The organism is Streptococcus equinus ATCC 9812 (assembly GCF_000187265.1).
Taxonomy (GTDB): Bacteria; Bacillota; Bacilli; order Lactobacillales; family Streptococcaceae; genus Streptococcus; species Streptococcus equinus.
The window spans coordinates 885,666-901,870 of the sequence record NZ_GL698429.1 but is presented as its reverse complement, the minus strand read 5'-3'; the positions used below and the strand labels follow the sequence as shown (position 1 = coordinate 901,870).

Here is a 16,205-nt window from a genome sequence, read left to right as displayed (position 1 = left end):
TTGAAGGAGAAAAGAATGGATTATTAGCAGGAAAATTACAGTGTTTTTTGTTAGAATAGAATTATGTAATTTAAGGGAGAGAGAAATGGTAAAACTTGTTGCAACAGATATGGATGGAACCTTTTTAACAAGTAAAGGTTATTTTGACGGTGGTCGTCTCCATAATGTCCTTGAAAAATTTAAAGAAAATAATATGCTTTTTGTAGCAGCTAGCGGTCGTTCAATGCTAGCTTTGGAAAAAATGTTTCAGCATCATGCCGATAAAATGGCATTTATTGCTGAAAATGGAACACTCGTTAAAGTCGGAGATAAAGTTGTTTTTGAGTCAGGTTTGTCAAAACCACAATTTTTGGAAATTACCGATACTTTAATTGAAAGTCCATATATGGATGGGTATGATTTCCTTTTATCAGGTGAAAATGGTGCTTATTTGCACCCGAAAGCTAGTGATGAATACCTAGATTTTATCAGTCATTATTATGAAAATGTGCAACGTGTCGATAATTTGGCAAATGTTACTGATAATATTTTGAAAGTTACGGCTAACTTTTCTGAAGATACTGTGCGAAAAGGTGAAGCTTGGTTTAACGAACGCATTGATTATGTCAAAGCAGTAACGACTGGTTTCAAATCAATCGATATTATTCTTTCTGATGTCAACAAACGAACAGGTCTTGAGGCACTTTGCGACTCTTATGGTTTGTCTGCTTCTGAAGTTGTGGCTTTTGGTGACAATCTTAACGACTTTGAGATGCTTGAATTTGCTGGAACAGCTGTAGCAACAGAAAATGCTCGAGAAGAAATCAAGGAAATTTCAAGTGAAATCATTGGGCACTGCGATGACGAATCAGTTATGGCTTACATGGAAGGATTAGTTGATTAATGGCAGATATCAAATTACTTGCCTTGGATTTGGATGGGACGCTCTTTAACAGTAAAAAAATTGTTACACGTGAAAATAAGCTTGCGCTTAGAGCTGCACGTAACAAAGGTGTCAAGGTTGTTATCACAACAGGACGTCCACTAAAAGCTATTAGTGGCTTACTTGAAGAGTTAGATTTGATTTCTGATGAGGACTACATTATCACTTTTAACGGTGGTTTGGTTCAAAAGACAAATGGGGAAATTTTGGACAAGAGTGAATTGACTCGTTCACAGTTAAAACTTTTGTACAGCCATCTAGAGCCGCTTGCTCTTCCATTTGATGTGCTTAGCGACGGTATCGTATACAGCCTTGCTTGCCGTGGCAATGTTTCGCACTACCCAGAAGCAAATCCAACTCTTGATTTTGTTACGGTAAATAGCTTTGCTGAAATTCCTGAGAATGTCATTTATAATAAAGTCGTCAGCGTGACAAATCCAGAATTTTTGGATCAACAATTGCTAAAATTGCCAAAAGAGTTACACCAACATTTTGAAATTTTTAAATCACGTGATATTATAGTAGAAATGATGCCTAAAGGTGTTCATAAAGCTGCTGGTTTAAATCAGTTGGTGGAGTACTTGGGCTTATCATCAAAAAATGTCATGGCTGTGGGTGATGAAGAAAATGACCTTTCTATGTTGAAATGGGCAGGTTTAGGCGTTGCTATGGCAAATGGCGTTGCAATTGCAAAAGAGACAGCAGACGTTGTGACTAGTCGTACAAACGAAGAGTCAGGTGTCGCAGAAGCTGTTGAAAAATACATTTTACAAGCGAAGTAGAAAGGATAAGAGACACTTAGCGTTCTCTTGGTAGCTTAATATGGGATTATTTGATCGTTTATTTGGAAAGAAAAAGGATACTGAAGAAGTTGTTGAGGAGCAAAAAAATACTCAAAAACTCGACCAAAAAGAAGCAGAAGAAACTCTTGATACAACTGTAGCAGAGCCAGCAACTGAAGAAACTGTTAGTGAAGATGTTGATCAGGTAGCGGGCGAAGAAGCAGAAAAAGAAGCCACTCAAGAACCATCAACTTCTGATGAATCAAGTAAAACGACTTCTAATGAGTTTTCAGATGTTATGGCTGACTACTATGCTAAAAAAGAAGCCGCCCAAGCAGCTCTTGACCGTGGTGAAACAGTTGAATTTGAAGCAGTTGAAACACGTAAAGAGGTTGAAAAAGTATCTGAACCAGAAGCGCCAGCTAGCGCTCCTGTTGAGATAGAAGAGGAAAAATACAATCGTAGTCTTAAAAAGACACGTACAGGATTTAGTGCACGTTTGAATACTTTTCTTGCAAACTTCCGTCGTGTGGACGAAGATTTCTTTGAAGAACTTGAAGAAATGCTTATTCTTTCAGACGTTGGTGTTAACGTGGCGACTCAGCTAACAGAAGATCTTCGCTACGAAGCTAAGCTTGAAAATGCCAAAAAAGCTGACGATTTAAAACGTGTCATCATCGAAAAATTGGTTGAAATTTATGAAAAAGATGGTGTCTTTAACGAAAAAATCAATTTCCAAGATGATTTGACAGTTATGCTTTTTGTCGGTGTTAACGGCGTCGGTAAAACAACATCAATTGGTAAGCTGGCTTACAAATACAAAAATGAAGGTAAGAAAGTTATGCTTGTTGCAGCGGATACTTTCCGTGCTGGTGCGGTCGCTCAGCTTGCTGAATGGGGACGTCGTGTTGGTGTTCCCGTTGTGACTGGTCCAGAAAAAGCAGACCCAGCCTCAGTTGTTTTTGATGGTATGGAAAGAGCTGTCGCTGAAAACGTTGATGTCCTTTTGATTGATACTGCAGGACGTTTGCAAAACAAAGATAATTTGATGGCTGAGCTTGAAAAAATTGGCCGTATCATCAAGCGCGTGGTACCAGATGCACCGCATGAAACCCTTCTTGCTCTTGATGCTTCAACAGGTCAAAATGCTCTTAGCCAAGCTAAAGAATTTTCAAAAATCACTCCATTGACAGGACTTATTCTGACTAAAATCGATGGAACTGCCAAGGGTGGTGTCGTTCTTGCCATTCGCCAAGAACTTGATATCCCAGTTAAATTCATCGGATTTGGTGAAAAAATGGACGATATCGGTGAATTTGATTCTGAAGACTTTATCCGTGGTCTCCTAGAAGGGATTATTTAAGGATTATGCTTGATTTTGTAAAAGTTCATTTGTCGACAATTTTGCTCACTTCAGCAACATTTGTCTTAACTTTGATTTATCTTACTGAGAGCAAATGGACAATCACGATTGTCTGGGCACTTGTGACTCTTATTAACATTGCCCGTTTAGCTTTTGCTTATTTCAAAAAATAGAAAAATCCCTCTATGAAGAGGGATTTATTTTTTTAGTTAAAATACACGATAAACGTAAGGATTATCAGGCTTATCAGTTACTTTGAATTTTGAAATATGCAAAACCGGTAAAGTCTGCTCTAGATTTTTATCATACTCGAGGCTAATTGTACCTGTAGCTGTAATCCAAGTGTTGTCAGGATAGCTTGTTTCATTTCCTGTAGTTAAAAGTCCATAAACACCAGAATCGGCGATACAGTGAATGATACCAAATCGGAAAAGAAATTGATAACCATCGTGCTCAGGTTCATTGTAGACAAAACCAGTGTAGGTGATATTTCGACCAGAAAATTCATCTGGGAAAAGATAGATGAGCTCCATGATTTCCATGTAATTGTCAGTTGTAATGGTTAAATCACCTGAACCTTGATATTTTTTCATTTCTTTTTTCATTTCTTTGTCATAAGCAGAAGAAGTGAAGTAAAGGCTAGTATCAGGTTTTAGGTATTGAACTCGCGTACCATCATCACTAACAGTGCCAGTAGAGCCTGCAGCTAGCGGGAAATGATACCCCTTAGCTGAAACTGTCGTCGAATCAAGAGAAACAGTCGGCACTAATAAACCGATGAAGACTGGAATGGCAAGGATAACTGGACTTGTTATTTTAGCCAATTTACCATGCAAATGGCTGTGCAATTTCATGTCCTTCATCCAGAGAACTAGCTGAATAATGGCTAGGATAAATATTAGAACCATAGAAATATAGGCCAAGTATGCATAGTGAGTATTGATATACTGGCTTAATTTTCCAGTGATTTGGAGGTACATGGTTAGTTCAAAATAGCCAACAAGAATTAAAAATCGAATCATCCAATCACCCCCACAAGCATGCAATAAATGACAATCATAACAACAGAAACGCTGATAAATTGTGCGATAAAGCGAGTCTTAAATGATTTTAGCATCATCATGAGATTCTTGATGTCCACCATAGGACCAATTAAAAGAAAGGCAAGAACAGGCGCTGTACCAAATGTTGATAGCAGAGAAGCTCCGATAAAAGCGTCAGCCTCACTACAAAGTGATAAGATAAATGCTAGAAGCATCATGATAAGAATAGCTGTTAAAGAATTACCACCGATTGTTGTCAGAATACGTGTTGGTAAGTAAATTTGCATAGCTGAGGCAATCAAAGACCCAAATACCAAATAACGTCCCGTATCAAATAACTCATCAATGGCATGCGCTAGCGCTAGAAATATTTTACGGTACCAAGGCTCATTTGAGTAATTATGGAAATGGTATGGTGCTGCATTTTCTTTTAAGATATTATCATCGACGACAAAACCAAGCATGATCCCCAAAGTCATCGCGACAACAATGGCACCCAGTAACCTCAACCCTAAAAAGCGCCAGCTATTTCCAAAAGCCGAATAAGTCGCAAATAATACGATGGGGTTAATAATCGGTGCGGTTGCCAAAAAAGGAATAGCCGTGTAGCTTGGCACCTTCTTTTCCAAAAAACGTGTAATAATCGGAACAATCCCGCACTCACAAGATGGAAAGACAGAACCAATAAAAGTCCCGAAAATGATTCGTAGTATCTTATTTTTGGGAAGGTATCGCTGAACTAAATCTGGCGTGACGTATACTTCGATGATACCAGAAAAAATAGTTCCCAATAAAACAAAAGGCAGTGCCTCGATAATGATTGATATAAAAATAGCAAACCATTGTAAGACACTTGCTGGTAATTGATTGAAAATGGTCATAAAAACTAATTAGTCGCTTTCTTTGTTTCGTTGTCCTCATTTTTCTTTTCTTTTTCAGGGTCACTAGAAATTTTAGGAAAACTTGCAAAGTTTTCAAACATTGCTTCTAAGTTATCTTGACGTTTATGAGTGATAGCCATAATTGGTAACCTCTTTTCTATATATAATCAACCATTATTATACTATCATTCGTCTAATTCTACAAAATTTTGCTGGAAAAATATAAAAAGTCAGTTAATAAAAATCAGTAAATATTAACTTAAAATCTTCCAAAATGATAGTTAAAAACACTGTTTGAAGTATTTTTTTGATATAATGGATAAGCTATGAAAAATGAAAATATAATAAAAATTGCTCAGGAATTAGGAATTAAAGAAAGTCAAATCTCTAAGGTTTTAGACTTAACGTCACAAGGAAATACCATTCCATTTATCGCTCGTTACCGTAAAGAAATGACTGGTAATTTGGATGAGGTTCAGATTAAGTCTATTATCGATTTAGATAAGAGCATGACAGCTCTTGCGGAACGTAAAGCGACTGTTCTTGCTAAGATTCAAGAGCAAGGAAAATTAACAGCTGAGCTTCAAAAAGCTATTGAGACAGCTGAAAAATTGGCTGACGTTGAGGAACTTTATCTTCCATATAAAGAAAAACGTCGCACAAAAGCAACAATTGCCAGAGAAGCAGGATTATTTCCTTTGGCACGTTTGATTTTACAAAATAAAGCTTCGCTAGAAAAAGAAGCGCAAGCTTTTGTGACAGAAAGCTTTGAGACAGCAGAAAAAGCACTTGCTGGCGCGTGTGATATTTTGATTGAATCCTTCTCAGAAGATAATCGTCTTCGTTCATGGGTTTACAATGAAATCTGGTCATACAGCTCAATTACTTCAACAGTTAAAGATGAAGCTGCGGATGACAAAAAGACCTTCCAAATATACTATGATTTTTCAGAAAAAGTTGGTAAAATCCAAGGTTACCGTATCCTTGCCCTTAACCGTGGGGAAAAACTTGGTATCTTGAAAGTTGGTTTTGACCACAATACTGATAAAATGATTCGATTTATGGCAGCACGCTTTAAAAATAAAAATGCCTATATCGATGATGTTATTTCAAAAACAATCAAGAAAAAAATTGTTCCTGCTATGGAACGTCGCATTCACAGTGAGCTGACTGAGAGTGCTGAAGATGGAGCAATCGAACTCTTCTCAGAAAATCTTCGTAACCTTCTTTTAGTGTCTCCGTTGAAAGGAAAAATGGTTCTCGGATTTGACCCAGCCTTTCGTACGGGTGCAAAGCTTGCTGTCGTTGACCAAACCGGAAAACTAATGACAACACAAGTCATCTATCCAGTTCCACCAGCTAGCCAAGCTAAGATTGAGCAATCTAAGAAAGACTTGGCTGAGTTGATTCGCAGTTATGGCATTGAAATCATTGCTATCGGAAATGGGACAGCTAGTCGTGAGAGTGAAGCTTTTGTTGCACAAGTTTTGAAAGATTTCCCAGATGTTTCTTACGTGATTGTTAATGAAAGCGGGGCTTCTGTTTACTCTGCTTCAGAGCTTGCACGTCATGAGTTTCCAGATTTGACTGTCGAAAAACGCTCAGCTATTTCCATTGCACGTCGTTTGCAAGACCCACTTGCAGAACTAGTTAAAATCGATCCAAAATCAATCGGTGTCGGTCAATATCAGCACGATGTTAGTCAGAAAAAACTTGCTGAAAATCTTGACTTTGTTGTTGATACCGTTGTTAACCAGGTCGGCGTAAATATTAACACAGCAAGTCCTGCGCTTTTGTCACACGTTTCAGGACTTAACAAGACAATCTCTGAAAATATTGTTAAATACCGTGATGAAAATGGTCGAATCACTTCTCGTGAAGAAATCAAGAAAGTGCCACGTTTGGGAGCTAAAGCTTTTGAACAAGCAGCAGGTTTCTTACGCATTCCAGGTGCTGAAAACATTCTTGATAATACAAGTGTTCACCCTGAGTCATATAAAGCCGTTGAACATTTGTTAAAAGAACTTGCTATCACAGATTTAGATGATTCTGCAAAAGTGAAATTACAAGCTGTATCAATCAAAGAGATGGCTGAAAAAATCAATATTGGACAAGAAACATTAAAAGATATCATTGCTGACCTCTTGAAACCAGGGCGTGATTTACGTGATGATTTCGAAGCGCCTGTTTTACGTCAAGATGTTCTAGATATTTCAGACCTTGAAATTGGCCAAAAATTAGAAGGAACTGTCAGAAATGTTGTCGATTTTGGTGCCTTTGTTGATATCGGTCTTCACGATGATGGATTGATTCACATTTCTCAAATGAGTAAATCCTTTGTCAAACACCCAAGTCAAGTGGTTTCCGTTGGTGATGTTGTCACAGTTTGGGTTTCAAAAATCGATAAAGAACGTGGAAAAATTAATCTTTCATTGGTAGATTTACGTGAATTTAACTGATTATGTGAAAACTGTCTCACTAGAAGATTTTGACAAACCATTTTTGCATACAGCGACTTGGAACGCTCGACTTCGCACAACTGGTGGACGTTTTTTTCCAGCAGATGGTCATCTTGATTTTAATCCGAAACTTTATGAAGCCTTTGGAGAAGAAATTTTTCGAAAAATCGTTCGACATGAGCTTTGCCATTACCATCTTTATTTTGAAGGTAAAGGCTACAAGCATTCAGATGCTGATTTTAAAGAACTGTTGCGAAAAGTTGATGGACTTCGCTACGCTCCAAGCCTTGCTAAGAAGGAGCAATTTTATCGCTATCGTTGTCAAAAGTGTGGTCAAGAATATCACCGAAAACGCCGTGTTAATACTAAAAAATACGTTTGTGGACGATGCCATGGCAAATTATCGTATGTTGACATAAAATAATCTTACTTTCAATTTAAAATCAGTCGTAAGGCTGATTTTATTTTAAAGGATATTTTGTATAATACTTATAGTGAGAAAAGGAAGGAAGGGATGAAAATGAAATCAGCTCTTTATAAACAGCGAAAAAATAAACTGGTTTGCGGTGTTTGTGCCGGAATTGCTGATAAGTTTGGCTGGGACTTGCCTTTGACACGTGTTTTAGCAGCTTTGCTAATGTACTTCTATGGTTTTGGTATTGTGCTATACATTCTCTTAGCAATTTTTCTTCCTTACAAAGAAGATCTCGAACGTGACAACTATGGTACAGGGCCACGTCGAAGAAAGGATGCTGAAGTTGTTGACGATGATGACAAAGACAACGACGGCTGGTTCTGGTAATCACTGGCAAAAAAGTTTTTAATGTTTGTAGTTAATAGCCTAGATAAGTATAACAGGAACTTATCCTAGTCTTAAGAAACGATAAAAGGTTTGAGTTCTATTCTCAAACTTTTTTTGACACTTGAAGTGAAATTTCCAAAAGCTTGCGTTAGCGCTTACTTTTTAGGATTATTATGATATAATAATAAAAAAAGAAGAAAAGGATTGAACAGAATTGTTAAATACTTTGAAAATAGGCCAAATGTAGTAACAGTCTATTTTTCATTTTTCAATTCATTTACATTTTTTGTAAAAAGTTCATGGTATGGGGCATGTCAGTTACTGTAAAAATGTTGGTAGACAAGGTAAAACTTGATGTTATCTACGGTGATGATGGCTTATTAGCAAAAGAAATAACAACGGCAGATATTTCACGTCCAGGTCTTGAAATGACTGGATATTTTGATTATTATTCGCCTGAGCGTTTGCAACTTTTGGGAATGAAGGAATGGTCATATTTGACAAAAATGACGTCACATAATCGTCGTCATGTTTTGCGAGAAATGATTAAGCCTGAAACACCAGCAATCATTGTTGCTCGTAACCTAGCGATTCCTGAAGAAATGTTAGCTGCTGCTAAGGAAAAAGGCATTGCTATCTTGCAAAGTCACGTTCCAACGAGTCGTTTATCAGGTGAAATGTCATGGTATCTTGATTCTTGCTTGGCTGAACGTACAAGTGTTCACGGTGTTTTGATGGATATTTATGGTATGGGTGTCTTGATTCAAGGTGATTCAGGTATTGGTAAAAGTGAAACTGGTCTTGAACTTGTCAAACGTGGTCACCGTCTTGTAGCCGATGACCGTGTTGATGTCTTTGCAAAAGATGAAGAAACACTTTGGGGTGAACCTGCTGAGATTCTTCGCCACTTGCTAGAAATTCGTGGTGTCGGAATTATCGACGTTATGAGCCTTTACGGTGCAAGTGCTGTTAAAGATTCATCACAAGTTCAATTGGCGATTTACCTTGAAAATTACGAATCTGGTAAAGTGTTTGACCGTCTTGGAAATGGAAATGAAGAACTTGAATTATCAGGTGTCAAAATTCCGCGCTTGCGCATTCCTGTCCAAACTGGTCGAAACATGTCTGTTGTTATCGAAGCAGCAGCCATGAACTATCGTGCAAAACAAATGGGATTTGATGCTACTAAGACTTTTGAAGATCGTTTGACTCAACTCATTACAAAGAACGAGGAATCAAATGATTAATCCAATTGCGATTCAATTTGGTCCTTTTGCGATTCGATGGTACGCTCTTTTCATTGTGTCAGGTATGCTTCTTGCTGTTTACCTTGCGATGAAAGAAGCACCGCGTCGAAAAGTAATTCCAGACGACATTTTGGATTTTATCTTGATTGCATTTCCGCTTGCCATTATCGGTGCGCGTCTCTATTATGTGATTTTTGATTTTAACTACTATGCTAGTCAGCCATGGACAGAAATCTTTGCTGTTTGGCATGGCGGTTTAGCTATTTATGGAGGCTTGCTGACAGGTGCCATTGTCTTGTTTATCTTTTCATATTATCATGCGATTCATCCGCTTGATTTTCTTGACATTGCCGCTCCTGGAGTGATGATTGCGCAAGCTATTGGTCGCTGGGGAAATTTCGTCAACCAAGAAGCCTATGGTAAGGCTGTTAAAAGCTTAAACTACCTTCCAGATTTTATTAAAAATCAGATGTATATCGATGGTAGTTACCGTGTTCCGACTTTCTTGTATGAGTCAATGTGGAACCTGCTTGGTTTTATCATTATCATGAGCTTAAGACACCGTACACATTTCTTTAAACAAGGTGAAATTACTTTCTTTTACTTGATTTGGTATGGATGTGGACGCTTTGTGATAGAAGGAATGCGAACAGATAGTTTGATGTTTCTTGGCATGCGCGTGTCACAGTGGTTATCAGTAATCTTGGTCATTATCGGTATTGTGATGATTGTCTGGAGACGAAGACAAAAGGATATTCCTTATTATCAAAATTAGCTTAGTAGATAGGAGATAAGATGTTAGAAATAGCTCTATTAATTTTTGCCATTGCTTTTGCAGTTTTAGTTGTTGTTTTTATACCAATTGGTGTTAAACTATATAAAACAGTTGATGTTGTTAATGAGACAATTGATGAATCTAAGCAAACGATTAAAGTCTTGACGAGCGATGTTAATGTCACTCTTCACCAAACCAACGAAATTCTTGCTAAGGCAAATATCTTAGTTGAAGATGTCAATGGTAAGGTATCAACGATTGATCCTTTGTTTGTCGCAGTTGCAGACCTTTCAGAGACAGTTTCAGACTTGAATGCTCAAGCTAGACTCTTGTCTCAAAAAGCTTCTCAAGCAACGTCAAATGTTGGTAAAGCTAGTGCAGCTTACGCTGTTGGTAAAGTTGCCTCAAAAATATTGAAAAAGGAGAAAAATCATGAGTAAACTATTAAGAAATGTGATTATTGGTGTTGCCTCAGGTGCCGCCGCAGCCTACTTCCTATCTACCGAAAAAGGTAAAGAGTTGCAAAAAAAAGCAACAAAAGCTTACCAAGCTTACAAAGAAAATCCTTCTGAATATCATCAAAAAGCTAAAGATAAAGCAACAGAATACACTGATTTGGCTGTTGATACATTCAATGACTACAAAGAAAAATTTAAATCTGGTGAATTAACCACTGATGAATTTCTTGAAGTCGTTAAAGAAAAGGGTCAAGCTGCTGCAGATTTTGCTTCTGAAAAAGTATCAGAATTCACTTCAAAAGTATCTGAAGCAGTTGATGAAGCAGATGACGTTAAAGAAGAAACAAAAGCAGAAGTTGATAACATTATCATCGATTACACACCAAAGGATGAAACACCAGCTTCTGAAAATGAAAAAACAGAAACAACTGAAGATGAAGAATAAAAATAGCGGTCATTTGACCGCTATTTTTATTGTATTAAAAAAGCTCCAATTTAGGAGCTTTATATCAGTGTCGTAATGACCAAATAATACTTGAAACCGCTGAAGTGATAGCTAGGCTAATAAGAGAGGCAAATAAGAAAGCCCAGATAGGAGCGAGATTCAAGACAAGTAAAAAGAAAGATACCACAACAGTAGAAATAGCAAATAAAGCGATACGTGCAAAGAACATCAATTCTTTGAACTTAGCGCTTTTATGATTAATTTCTTTAAATTCGTAAAATTTAGGGGTATCCTCTGCCTGAAGATGTTGATCTTCAAGGTCTTTGTGTTGCTTTAACGGTGTTGGCATAATCCTCTCCTCTAATTCAACTGATATCATATCACATTTTGTGATATTTGTCACCTATTTTTAAAAAGGGACTTGACTCTTGCTCTAAAATATGTTTAAAATAGTTGTTCCTCTTTTTTGTTTCAAAATGAGGATTTCTTTTTGAGCCTCTCCTCTCATAAAGTTTTGCTCATTCTTGAGGCATTGATAAAATACTTTAGAAAGCTATAACAAAAGGATTCCGAGGAGATCTGAGTGACTAATTGTTATAGGAGTGGTATAATTAAAACGTTATGGAAAAAATAATTATTACTGCGACAGCTGAATCTATTGAGCAGGTTAAAGAGCTCTTAGATGCAGGTGTTGACCGCATTTATGTGGGTGAAGAAAATTATGGTTTACGTTTACCGCACAATTTCTCTTATGATGAACTTCGTGAAATTGCTGAATTGGTTCATGCTGATGGTAAAGAATTGAGTGTTGCATGTAATGCTTTGTTGCACCAAGACATGATTAATGCCATTCGTTCTTATCTAGATTTCTTGAAAGAAATCAAAGTGGATTATGTTGTGGCATGTGATGCTGGCCTTTTTCACGTCAATAAAGCTGAAGGCTACAATTTCAAGATGATTTACGATGCATCAGTTTTTGTAACATCAAGCCGTCAAGTAAACTTCTGGGGTGACCATGGTGCAAGTGAGACAGTTCTTGCACGTGAAATCCCATCAGCTGAATTGTTCCAAATGTCAGAAAACCTTCGCTACCCAGCGGAAGTGCTTGTTTATGGAGCAACTGTTATTCATCATTCAAAACGTCCATTGTTGCAAAATTACTTTAATTTTACACATATTGATGATGAAAAAACACGTGAACGTGGTCTTTTCCTTGCTGAACCAAGTGATAAAGACACACATTATTCAATCTATGAAGACAAACAAGGTACACATATTTTTGATACCGATGACCTTGATATGATGCCAAAAATTACTGAGTTGGTAGAACATAACTACACACACTGGAAATTAGACGGTATCTATTGCCCAGGTCATAATTTTGTTGAGATTGCAAAAATCTTTGTTAAGACAAAAGAATTGCTAGAAAAGGGTGAATTCACTCAAGATCAAGCTTTCTTGTTTGACGAAGAAATCCGTAAATTGCATCCAAAAGGTCGTACACTTGGAACTGGATTCTACGAGTTTGATCCAAAAGAAGTGAAATAAGTTCACGTAAACTACTGCTTAATCATGATTGAGTTACTATTTCAGGGCATGTTAAGCAGAATTATTGAAATGTGGTAAAAGCTATTTTACCGAAAATCATTTTTACTATCTTGAAAATAGGAAGAATATAATGTCAAAAAATAATTTTAAACGTCCAGAGGTTTTAGCACCTGCTGGAACTCTTGAAAAATTAAAAGTTGCTGTTGATTATGGAGCAGATGCAGTCTTCGTAGGTGGTCAACAATTCGGTCTTCGTAGCCGCGCAGGTAACTTCACTATGGAAGAATTGCAAGAAGGTATTAATTACGCTCACGCTCGTGGCGCTCGTGTCCACGTTGCAGCAAACATGGTTACTCACGAAGGAAATGAAGTCGGTGCAGGAGAGTGGTTCCGTAAACTTCGTGATATGGGACTCGATGCCGTTATCGTATCAGACCCAGCCATGATTACAATTTGTTTAACAGAAGCACCGGGTTTAGAAGTTCACGTTTCTACGCAAGCTTCTACAACTAACTATGAAGCATTTGCTTTCTGGGAAGAAGTTGGTGTGTCACGTGTCGTTTTAGCGCGTGAAGTTGGGGTTGCTGAAATTGCAGAAATCCGTAAACACACATCCCTTGAAATCGAAGCTTTCGTTCACGGCGCAATGTGTATTGGTTACTCAGGACGTTGTGTCCTTTCTAACCACATGAGTCACCGTGATGCCAACCGTGGTGGATGTTCACAATCTTGTCGTTGGAAATATGACCTTTACGACATGCCATTCGGTGAAAATCGTAAGAGTCTTGAAGGTGAAGTTCCAGAACCATTTTCTATGTCATCAGTTGACATGTGCATGATTGAACACTTGCCTGATTTGATTGATAATGGTGTCGATAGCTTCAAGATTGAAGGTCGTATGAAATCAATTCACTACGTGTCAACAGTTACAAACTGCTACCGCGCAGCTGTTGATGCTTACCTAGAAAGCCCAGCAAAATTTGAAGCTATTAAAGGTGAATTACTTGATGAACTTTGGAAAGTTGCCCAACGTGAATTAGCAACTGGTTTCTACTACCAAACACCAACAGAAAACGAGCAACTTTTCGGTGCTCGCCGTAAAATCCCACAATATAAATTTGTCGGTGAAGTTGTTGCTTTTGATGAATCAACAATGACAGCAACTATCCGTCAACGTAACGTTATCCTTGAAGGAGACAAAGTCGAATTTTATGGACCAGGCCTTCGTCACTTTGAAACAACAATCAAAGACTTGCACGACGCAGATGGTAATAAAATTGACCGTGCTCCAAACCCAATGGAACTTTTGACAATCACTGTCCCACAAGCTGTTCAGCCTGGTGACATGATTCGTGCTTGTAAAGAAGGTTTAGTCAACCTTTACAAAACAGACGGTTCAAGCAAAACCGTTCGTGCATAATTAAAGCAGTAATAATAAAAAAATGAACGACATAAAAACAGTTTTGTTTTGGTCGTTCATTTTTTGTTAGGATTTTGAAGTTGTGATTTTCTGACAGTCGGTGGGACTAAAGTCAGGCGTTTAATGTCTTCAATTGGGATAATGGTTGAGATGTTTTGTTGAAAATTTTTGAGAATAAGTTTGCTACCTTTAGCGTCATATTTGACAAGGTCTCCAGTGAAACTTTCATCTAGATAAATCGCATGCAAAGCTAGATGTTTTTCCTGCGCTTCTTTGATAATAGCTGCGATTTTATTGGCTTTTAGATTGACTTCATTTGTCTGCGGAGCACGAAAGTCAATGTAAGCTTGCGCCTGCTTTGTAAATTGTTTAATAATATTTTTCATAGTCATTTACCCCAAAAATTGATAAAATGATTATACACCTTTTAGTTAAAAAAATAAATAATCAAAAGTTTAGGATTTTTTTACGAATAGATTAAGTAGGAGGACTTAATTATGTCAGAATTTAAATTTGAAATCGTTGAACACTTGCTTACCCTATCTGAAAGTGACAAAGGCTGGACCAAAGAATTGAACCGTGTCAGCTTTAATGGTGCTGAACCAAAATTTGATATTCGTTCATGGAGCCCAGACCACAGTAAAATGGGTAAAGGTATCACACTTACAAACGACGAATTCAAAATCATTTTGGATGCTTTTCGCGGATAAAAAAGAGTCGACAAATCATTTTTTATGATCTGTCGGCTTTTTTTTGCGGCTGGGACTGGTCAAATATTTTATTTTTCACTATAATAACCTTTGTAAACGTAATCATAAGGTGAGGACAAATGACAAATTTACAGTATAAGAATTATATTTTTGATTTTTACGGCACTTTGGTGGATATTGAGATAGATGAGGCTGACTTAGCGCTTTGGCAAAAAATGGCAGAGCTGTATTGTGCATATGGTGCTGATTACTCAGCCAATGAGCTGAAAGCTAATTATGATGAGCTAATCAAACGCCAAGAAGAAAAACTGCACAAACACTATTCATGGCAGCACGTTGAGGTTGATTTGGTAGTGGTTTTTATCGAGCTTATGCTTGAAGCACCGCGCAAGCATGCGACAGATAGTATCATTCTTGATTTGGAAACTTGGGGAAATCTCATTGCCCAGATCTTTAGAATGCTGTCGCGAAAAAAATTGCAAGCTTACGAAAATACACTAGCCACTTTGAAAACATTAAAAGAAGCAGGAGCTACGGTCATTTTACTTTCAAATGCTCAGCGTGCATTTACCCAAGCAGAGATTGAAATGACAGGATGCAGAGAATTTTTGGATAAGATTTACATTTCATCAGACCACAAAATGAAGAAACCACAAGTTGACTTTATGAATCTTGTCCTGAAGGAAAATCAACTTGACCCTAAAGAAACCGTCATGGTCGGAAATGACTTCACCAGTGACATGGCAATCGCAAATGCCGCAGATATCGATGGTATCCTGCTCAATACTTTCCCTTACACCAAAGACGAAATCCAAACGCTCAACACCATGAATGCTAAAGTAATTAATGATATCAGTGAGTTGGTGGGGTGAGAGAATGAAAAAAGAGTTTGGAAATTTTTCAAGCTCTTTTTATGTTATAAAGATTGGTAACGTTTCAAATGCTATAATTTTTTAACTTTTTGTTTGAATAATAATGTAAAGCGACTAAAAGCAAAGCTCCTGCAAATAGCACAACAAAAATGCGCCATGATAAGAAAACAGCAATAAATCCAAAGAACAGGGAACCAATGGCAAGTGTTGGAATAGTTATTAAAAAGCACTAAATACTCTTCCAAGGTACTCATCCAGAATCTCAGTCTGTAAAATTGGCTTTTGAGTAACATGTATCACTCCTAAAAATAGGCATGACATAAACCAAATTAGAAAGATGACGAAACGATTTTGTGCCAATGCAGTGGATCCAATTCTGATTCCAAAAATAGCAGTTGCTAGCCAAAAAGCTTTACCATAACTTAGTTTGGCTCTATAATTTCTGTAGTGGGTAAATCCACTTTGGAGATTATAGGAC

At 37.4% G+C, this 16,205-nt stretch carries 20 protein-coding genes and 1 pseudogene; 15 read left to right on the top strand and 6 right to left on the bottom strand.

Annotation, left to right across the window (positions count from 1 at the left end):
• The first annotated feature begins 85 nt into the window (after positions 1-85).
• Genes HMPREF0819_RS04285 through HMPREF0819_RS04270 form a run of 4 tightly spaced genes read left to right on the top strand, consistent with a single transcriptional unit; the run spans position 86 to position 3,240 of the window.
• Positions 86-883, top strand: coding sequence for a Cof-type HAD-IIB family hydrolase (locus tag HMPREF0819_RS04285; RefSeq protein ID WP_004232774.1), 798 nt, complete (start codon positions 86-88; stop codon positions 881-883).
• Positions 883-1,704: a Cof-type HAD-IIB family hydrolase gene (locus tag HMPREF0819_RS04280; protein WP_004232772.1), complete on the top strand. Its 822-nt coding sequence runs from the start codon at positions 883-885 to the stop codon at positions 1,702-1,704. Before HMPREF0819_RS04285 ends, HMPREF0819_RS04280 begins: the two co-directional genes overlap by 1 nt.
• 40 nt (positions 1,705-1,744) lie before the next feature.
• Positions 1,745-3,067, top strand: coding sequence for a signal recognition particle-docking protein FtsY (gene ftsY, locus HMPREF0819_RS04275; protein WP_004232770.1), 1,323 nt, complete (start codon positions 1,745-1,747; stop codon positions 3,065-3,067).
• Positions 3,068-3,072: 5 nt separating this feature from the next.
• A complete protein-coding gene (locus HMPREF0819_RS04270; protein ID WP_004232768.1) occupies positions 3,073-3,240 on the top strand; it encodes a hypothetical protein in 168 nt (55 codons plus the stop codon).
• Positions 3,241-3,276: 36 nt separating this feature from the next.
• Here HMPREF0819_RS04270 and HMPREF0819_RS04265 read toward each other — a convergent pair whose 3' ends face one another.
• From HMPREF0819_RS04265 to HMPREF0819_RS04255, 3 genes are read right to left on the bottom strand one after another with little or no spacing between them, the layout of a single operon-like run.
• A complete protein-coding gene (locus tag HMPREF0819_RS04265; protein WP_004232765.1) occupies positions 3,277-4,089 on the bottom strand; it encodes a TIGR03943 family putative permease subunit in 813 nt (270 codons plus the stop codon).
• Positions 4,086-4,991, bottom strand: coding sequence for a permease (locus HMPREF0819_RS04260; protein WP_004232763.1), 906 nt, complete (start codon positions 4,989-4,991; stop codon positions 4,086-4,088). The genes HMPREF0819_RS04265 and HMPREF0819_RS04260 overlap by 4 nt, the downstream gene beginning before the upstream one ends.
• 5 nt (positions 4,992-4,996) lie before the next feature.
• Positions 4,997-5,131, bottom strand: coding sequence for an SPJ_0845 family protein (locus tag HMPREF0819_RS04255; RefSeq protein ID WP_004232760.1), 135 nt, complete (start codon positions 5,129-5,131; stop codon positions 4,997-4,999).
• A 186-nt stretch (positions 5,132-5,317) separates the two neighbouring features.
• On the opposite strand from HMPREF0819_RS04255, the gene HMPREF0819_RS04250 reads away from it, so the two are divergent.
• The 7 genes from HMPREF0819_RS04250 (at position 5,318) to HMPREF0819_RS04220 (ending at position 11,177) form a co-directional block, all read left to right on the top strand.
• The gene (locus HMPREF0819_RS04250; RefSeq protein ID WP_004232758.1) at positions 5,318-7,450 is read left to right on the top strand and encodes a Tex family protein; all 2,133 of its coding nucleotides are present in this window, start codon (positions 5,318-5,320) and stop codon (positions 7,448-7,450) included.
• Complete coding sequence (locus tag HMPREF0819_RS04245) at positions 7,437-7,874, top strand: SprT family protein (protein ID WP_004232756.1); 438 nt, start codon at positions 7,437-7,439, stop codon at positions 7,872-7,874. Before HMPREF0819_RS04250 ends, HMPREF0819_RS04245 begins: the two co-directional genes overlap by 14 nt.
• Positions 7,875-7,970: 96 nt before the next feature.
• Positions 7,971-8,252: a PspC domain-containing protein gene (locus tag HMPREF0819_RS04240; RefSeq protein WP_044023420.1), complete on the top strand. Its 282-nt coding sequence runs from the start codon at positions 7,971-7,973 to the stop codon at positions 8,250-8,252.
• Between the two features lie 311 nt (positions 8,253-8,563).
• Positions 8,564-9,499: an HPr(Ser) kinase/phosphatase gene (gene hprK / locus HMPREF0819_RS04235; RefSeq protein ID WP_232007642.1), complete on the top strand. Its 936-nt coding sequence runs from the start codon at positions 8,564-8,566 to the stop codon at positions 9,497-9,499.
• Positions 9,492-10,274: a prolipoprotein diacylglyceryl transferase gene (gene lgt / locus HMPREF0819_RS04230; protein WP_004232750.1), complete on the top strand. Its 783-nt coding sequence runs from the start codon at positions 9,492-9,494 to the stop codon at positions 10,272-10,274. The genes hprK and lgt overlap by 8 nt, the downstream gene beginning before the upstream one ends.
• Before the next feature lie 20 nt (positions 10,275-10,294).
• The gene (locus HMPREF0819_RS04225) at positions 10,295-10,714 is read left to right on the top strand and encodes a DUF948 domain-containing protein (protein ID WP_004232748.1); all 420 of its coding nucleotides are present in this window, start codon (positions 10,295-10,297) and stop codon (positions 10,712-10,714) included.
• A complete protein-coding gene (locus HMPREF0819_RS04220) occupies positions 10,707-11,177 on the top strand; it encodes a YtxH domain-containing protein (RefSeq protein WP_004232746.1) in 471 nt (156 codons plus the stop codon). Before HMPREF0819_RS04225 ends, HMPREF0819_RS04220 begins: the two co-directional genes overlap by 8 nt.
• Before the next feature lie 64 nt (positions 11,178-11,241).
• On the opposite strand, the gene HMPREF0819_RS04215 is transcribed toward HMPREF0819_RS04220, so the two are convergent.
• Positions 11,242-11,526 (bottom strand): DUF3270 domain-containing protein, encoded by a 285-nt coding sequence (locus tag HMPREF0819_RS04215; protein ID WP_021142822.1) that lies wholly within the window; start codon positions 11,524-11,526, stop codon positions 11,242-11,244.
• 272 nt (positions 11,527-11,798) lie between these two features.
• Between HMPREF0819_RS04215 and HMPREF0819_RS04210 the strand changes: the two genes are divergently transcribed.
• Together HMPREF0819_RS04210 and HMPREF0819_RS04205 are read left to right on the top strand one after the other, a co-directional pair.
• A complete protein-coding gene (locus tag HMPREF0819_RS04210; RefSeq protein ID WP_004232741.1) occupies positions 11,799-12,725 on the top strand; it encodes a peptidase U32 family protein in 927 nt (308 codons plus the stop codon).
• Between the two features lie 130 nt (positions 12,726-12,855).
• Entirely contained in the window at positions 12,856-14,145 is a 1,290-nt protein-coding gene (locus HMPREF0819_RS04205; protein WP_004232739.1) for a peptidase U32 family protein, read from the top strand.
• Positions 14,146-14,201: 56 nt separating this feature from the next.
• On the opposite strand, the gene HMPREF0819_RS04200 is transcribed toward HMPREF0819_RS04205, so the two are convergent.
• On the bottom strand, positions 14,202-14,537 hold the full coding sequence (locus tag HMPREF0819_RS04200; RefSeq protein WP_004232738.1) for a hypothetical protein: 336 nt from the start codon (positions 14,535-14,537) through the stop codon (positions 14,202-14,204).
• Positions 14,538-14,642: 105 nt separating this feature from the next.
• Here HMPREF0819_RS04200 and HMPREF0819_RS04195 point away from each other — a divergent pair, with 105 nt between their 5' ends.
• Together HMPREF0819_RS04195 and HMPREF0819_RS04190 are read left to right on the top strand one after the other, a co-directional pair.
• Entirely contained in the window at positions 14,643-14,855 is a 213-nt protein-coding gene (locus HMPREF0819_RS04195) for a YdbC family protein (RefSeq protein ID WP_004232736.1), read from the top strand.
• Between the two features lie 119 nt (positions 14,856-14,974).
• Positions 14,975-15,727: an HAD family hydrolase gene (locus tag HMPREF0819_RS04190; protein ID WP_004232733.1), complete on the top strand. Its 753-nt coding sequence runs from the start codon at positions 14,975-14,977 to the stop codon at positions 15,725-15,727.
• A 64-nt stretch (positions 15,728-15,791) separates the two neighbouring features.
• Here HMPREF0819_RS04190 and HMPREF0819_RS09120 read toward each other — a convergent pair.
• Positions 15,792-16,205, bottom strand: a pseudogene (locus tag HMPREF0819_RS09120) (hypothetical protein); the annotation flags it as partial.

What these genes read in the sequence shown, in the direction of transcription:
- HMPREF0819_RS04260 (WP_004232763.1), bottom strand. Translation starts at nt 4,991, where the DNA reads ATGACCATTTTCAATCAATTACCAGCAAGTGTCTTACAATGGTTTGCT.
- HMPREF0819_RS04210 (WP_004232741.1), top strand. Translation starts at nt 11,799, where the DNA reads ATGGAAAAAATAATTATTACTGCGACAGCTGAATCTATTGAGCAGGTT.
- HMPREF0819_RS04195 (WP_004232736.1), top strand. Translation starts at nt 14,643, where the DNA reads ATGTCAGAATTTAAATTTGAAATCGTTGAACACTTGCTTACCCTATCT.
- ftsY (WP_004232770.1), top strand. Translation starts at nt 1,745, where the DNA reads ATGGGATTATTTGATCGTTTATTTGGAAAGAAAAAGGATACTGAAGAA.
- HMPREF0819_RS04250 (WP_004232758.1), top strand. Translation starts at nt 5,318, where the DNA reads ATGAAAAATGAAAATATAATAAAAATTGCTCAGGAATTAGGAATTAAA.
- lgt (WP_004232750.1), top strand. Translation starts at nt 9,492, where the DNA reads ATGATTAATCCAATTGCGATTCAATTTGGTCCTTTTGCGATTCGATGG.
- HMPREF0819_RS04255 (WP_004232760.1), bottom strand. Translation starts at nt 5,131, where the DNA reads ATGGCTATCACTCATAAACGTCAAGATAACTTAGAAGCAATGTTTGAA.
- HMPREF0819_RS04270 (WP_004232768.1), top strand. Translation starts at nt 3,073, where the DNA reads ATGCTTGATTTTGTAAAAGTTCATTTGTCGACAATTTTGCTCACTTCA.
- HMPREF0819_RS04200 (WP_004232738.1), bottom strand. Translation starts at nt 14,537, where the DNA reads ATGACTATGAAAAATATTATTAAACAATTTACAAAGCAGGCGCAAGCT.
- HMPREF0819_RS04240 (WP_044023420.1), top strand. Translation starts at nt 7,971, where the DNA reads ATGAAATCAGCTCTTTATAAACAGCGAAAAAATAAACTGGTTTGCGGT.
- HMPREF0819_RS04190 (WP_004232733.1), top strand. Translation starts at nt 14,975, where the DNA reads ATGACAAATTTACAGTATAAGAATTATATTTTTGATTTTTACGGCACT.
- HMPREF0819_RS04280 (WP_004232772.1), top strand. Translation starts at nt 883, where the DNA reads ATGGCAGATATCAAATTACTTGCCTTGGATTTGGATGGGACGCTCTTT.
- HMPREF0819_RS04285 (WP_004232774.1), top strand. Translation starts at nt 86, where the DNA reads ATGGTAAAACTTGTTGCAACAGATATGGATGGAACCTTTTTAACAAGT.
- hprK (WP_232007642.1), top strand. Translation starts at nt 8,564, where the DNA reads ATGTCAGTTACTGTAAAAATGTTGGTAGACAAGGTAAAACTTGATGTT.
- HMPREF0819_RS04205 (WP_004232739.1), top strand. Translation starts at nt 12,856, where the DNA reads ATGTCAAAAAATAATTTTAAACGTCCAGAGGTTTTAGCACCTGCTGGA.
- HMPREF0819_RS04215 (WP_021142822.1), bottom strand. Translation starts at nt 11,526, where the DNA reads ATGCCAACACCGTTAAAGCAACACAAAGACCTTGAAGATCAACATCTT.
- HMPREF0819_RS04220 (WP_004232746.1), top strand. Translation starts at nt 10,707, where the DNA reads ATGAGTAAACTATTAAGAAATGTGATTATTGGTGTTGCCTCAGGTGCC.
- HMPREF0819_RS04225 (WP_004232748.1), top strand. Translation starts at nt 10,295, where the DNA reads ATGTTAGAAATAGCTCTATTAATTTTTGCCATTGCTTTTGCAGTTTTA.
- HMPREF0819_RS04265 (WP_004232765.1), bottom strand. Translation starts at nt 4,089, where the DNA reads ATGATTCGATTTTTAATTCTTGTTGGCTATTTTGAACTAACCATGTAC.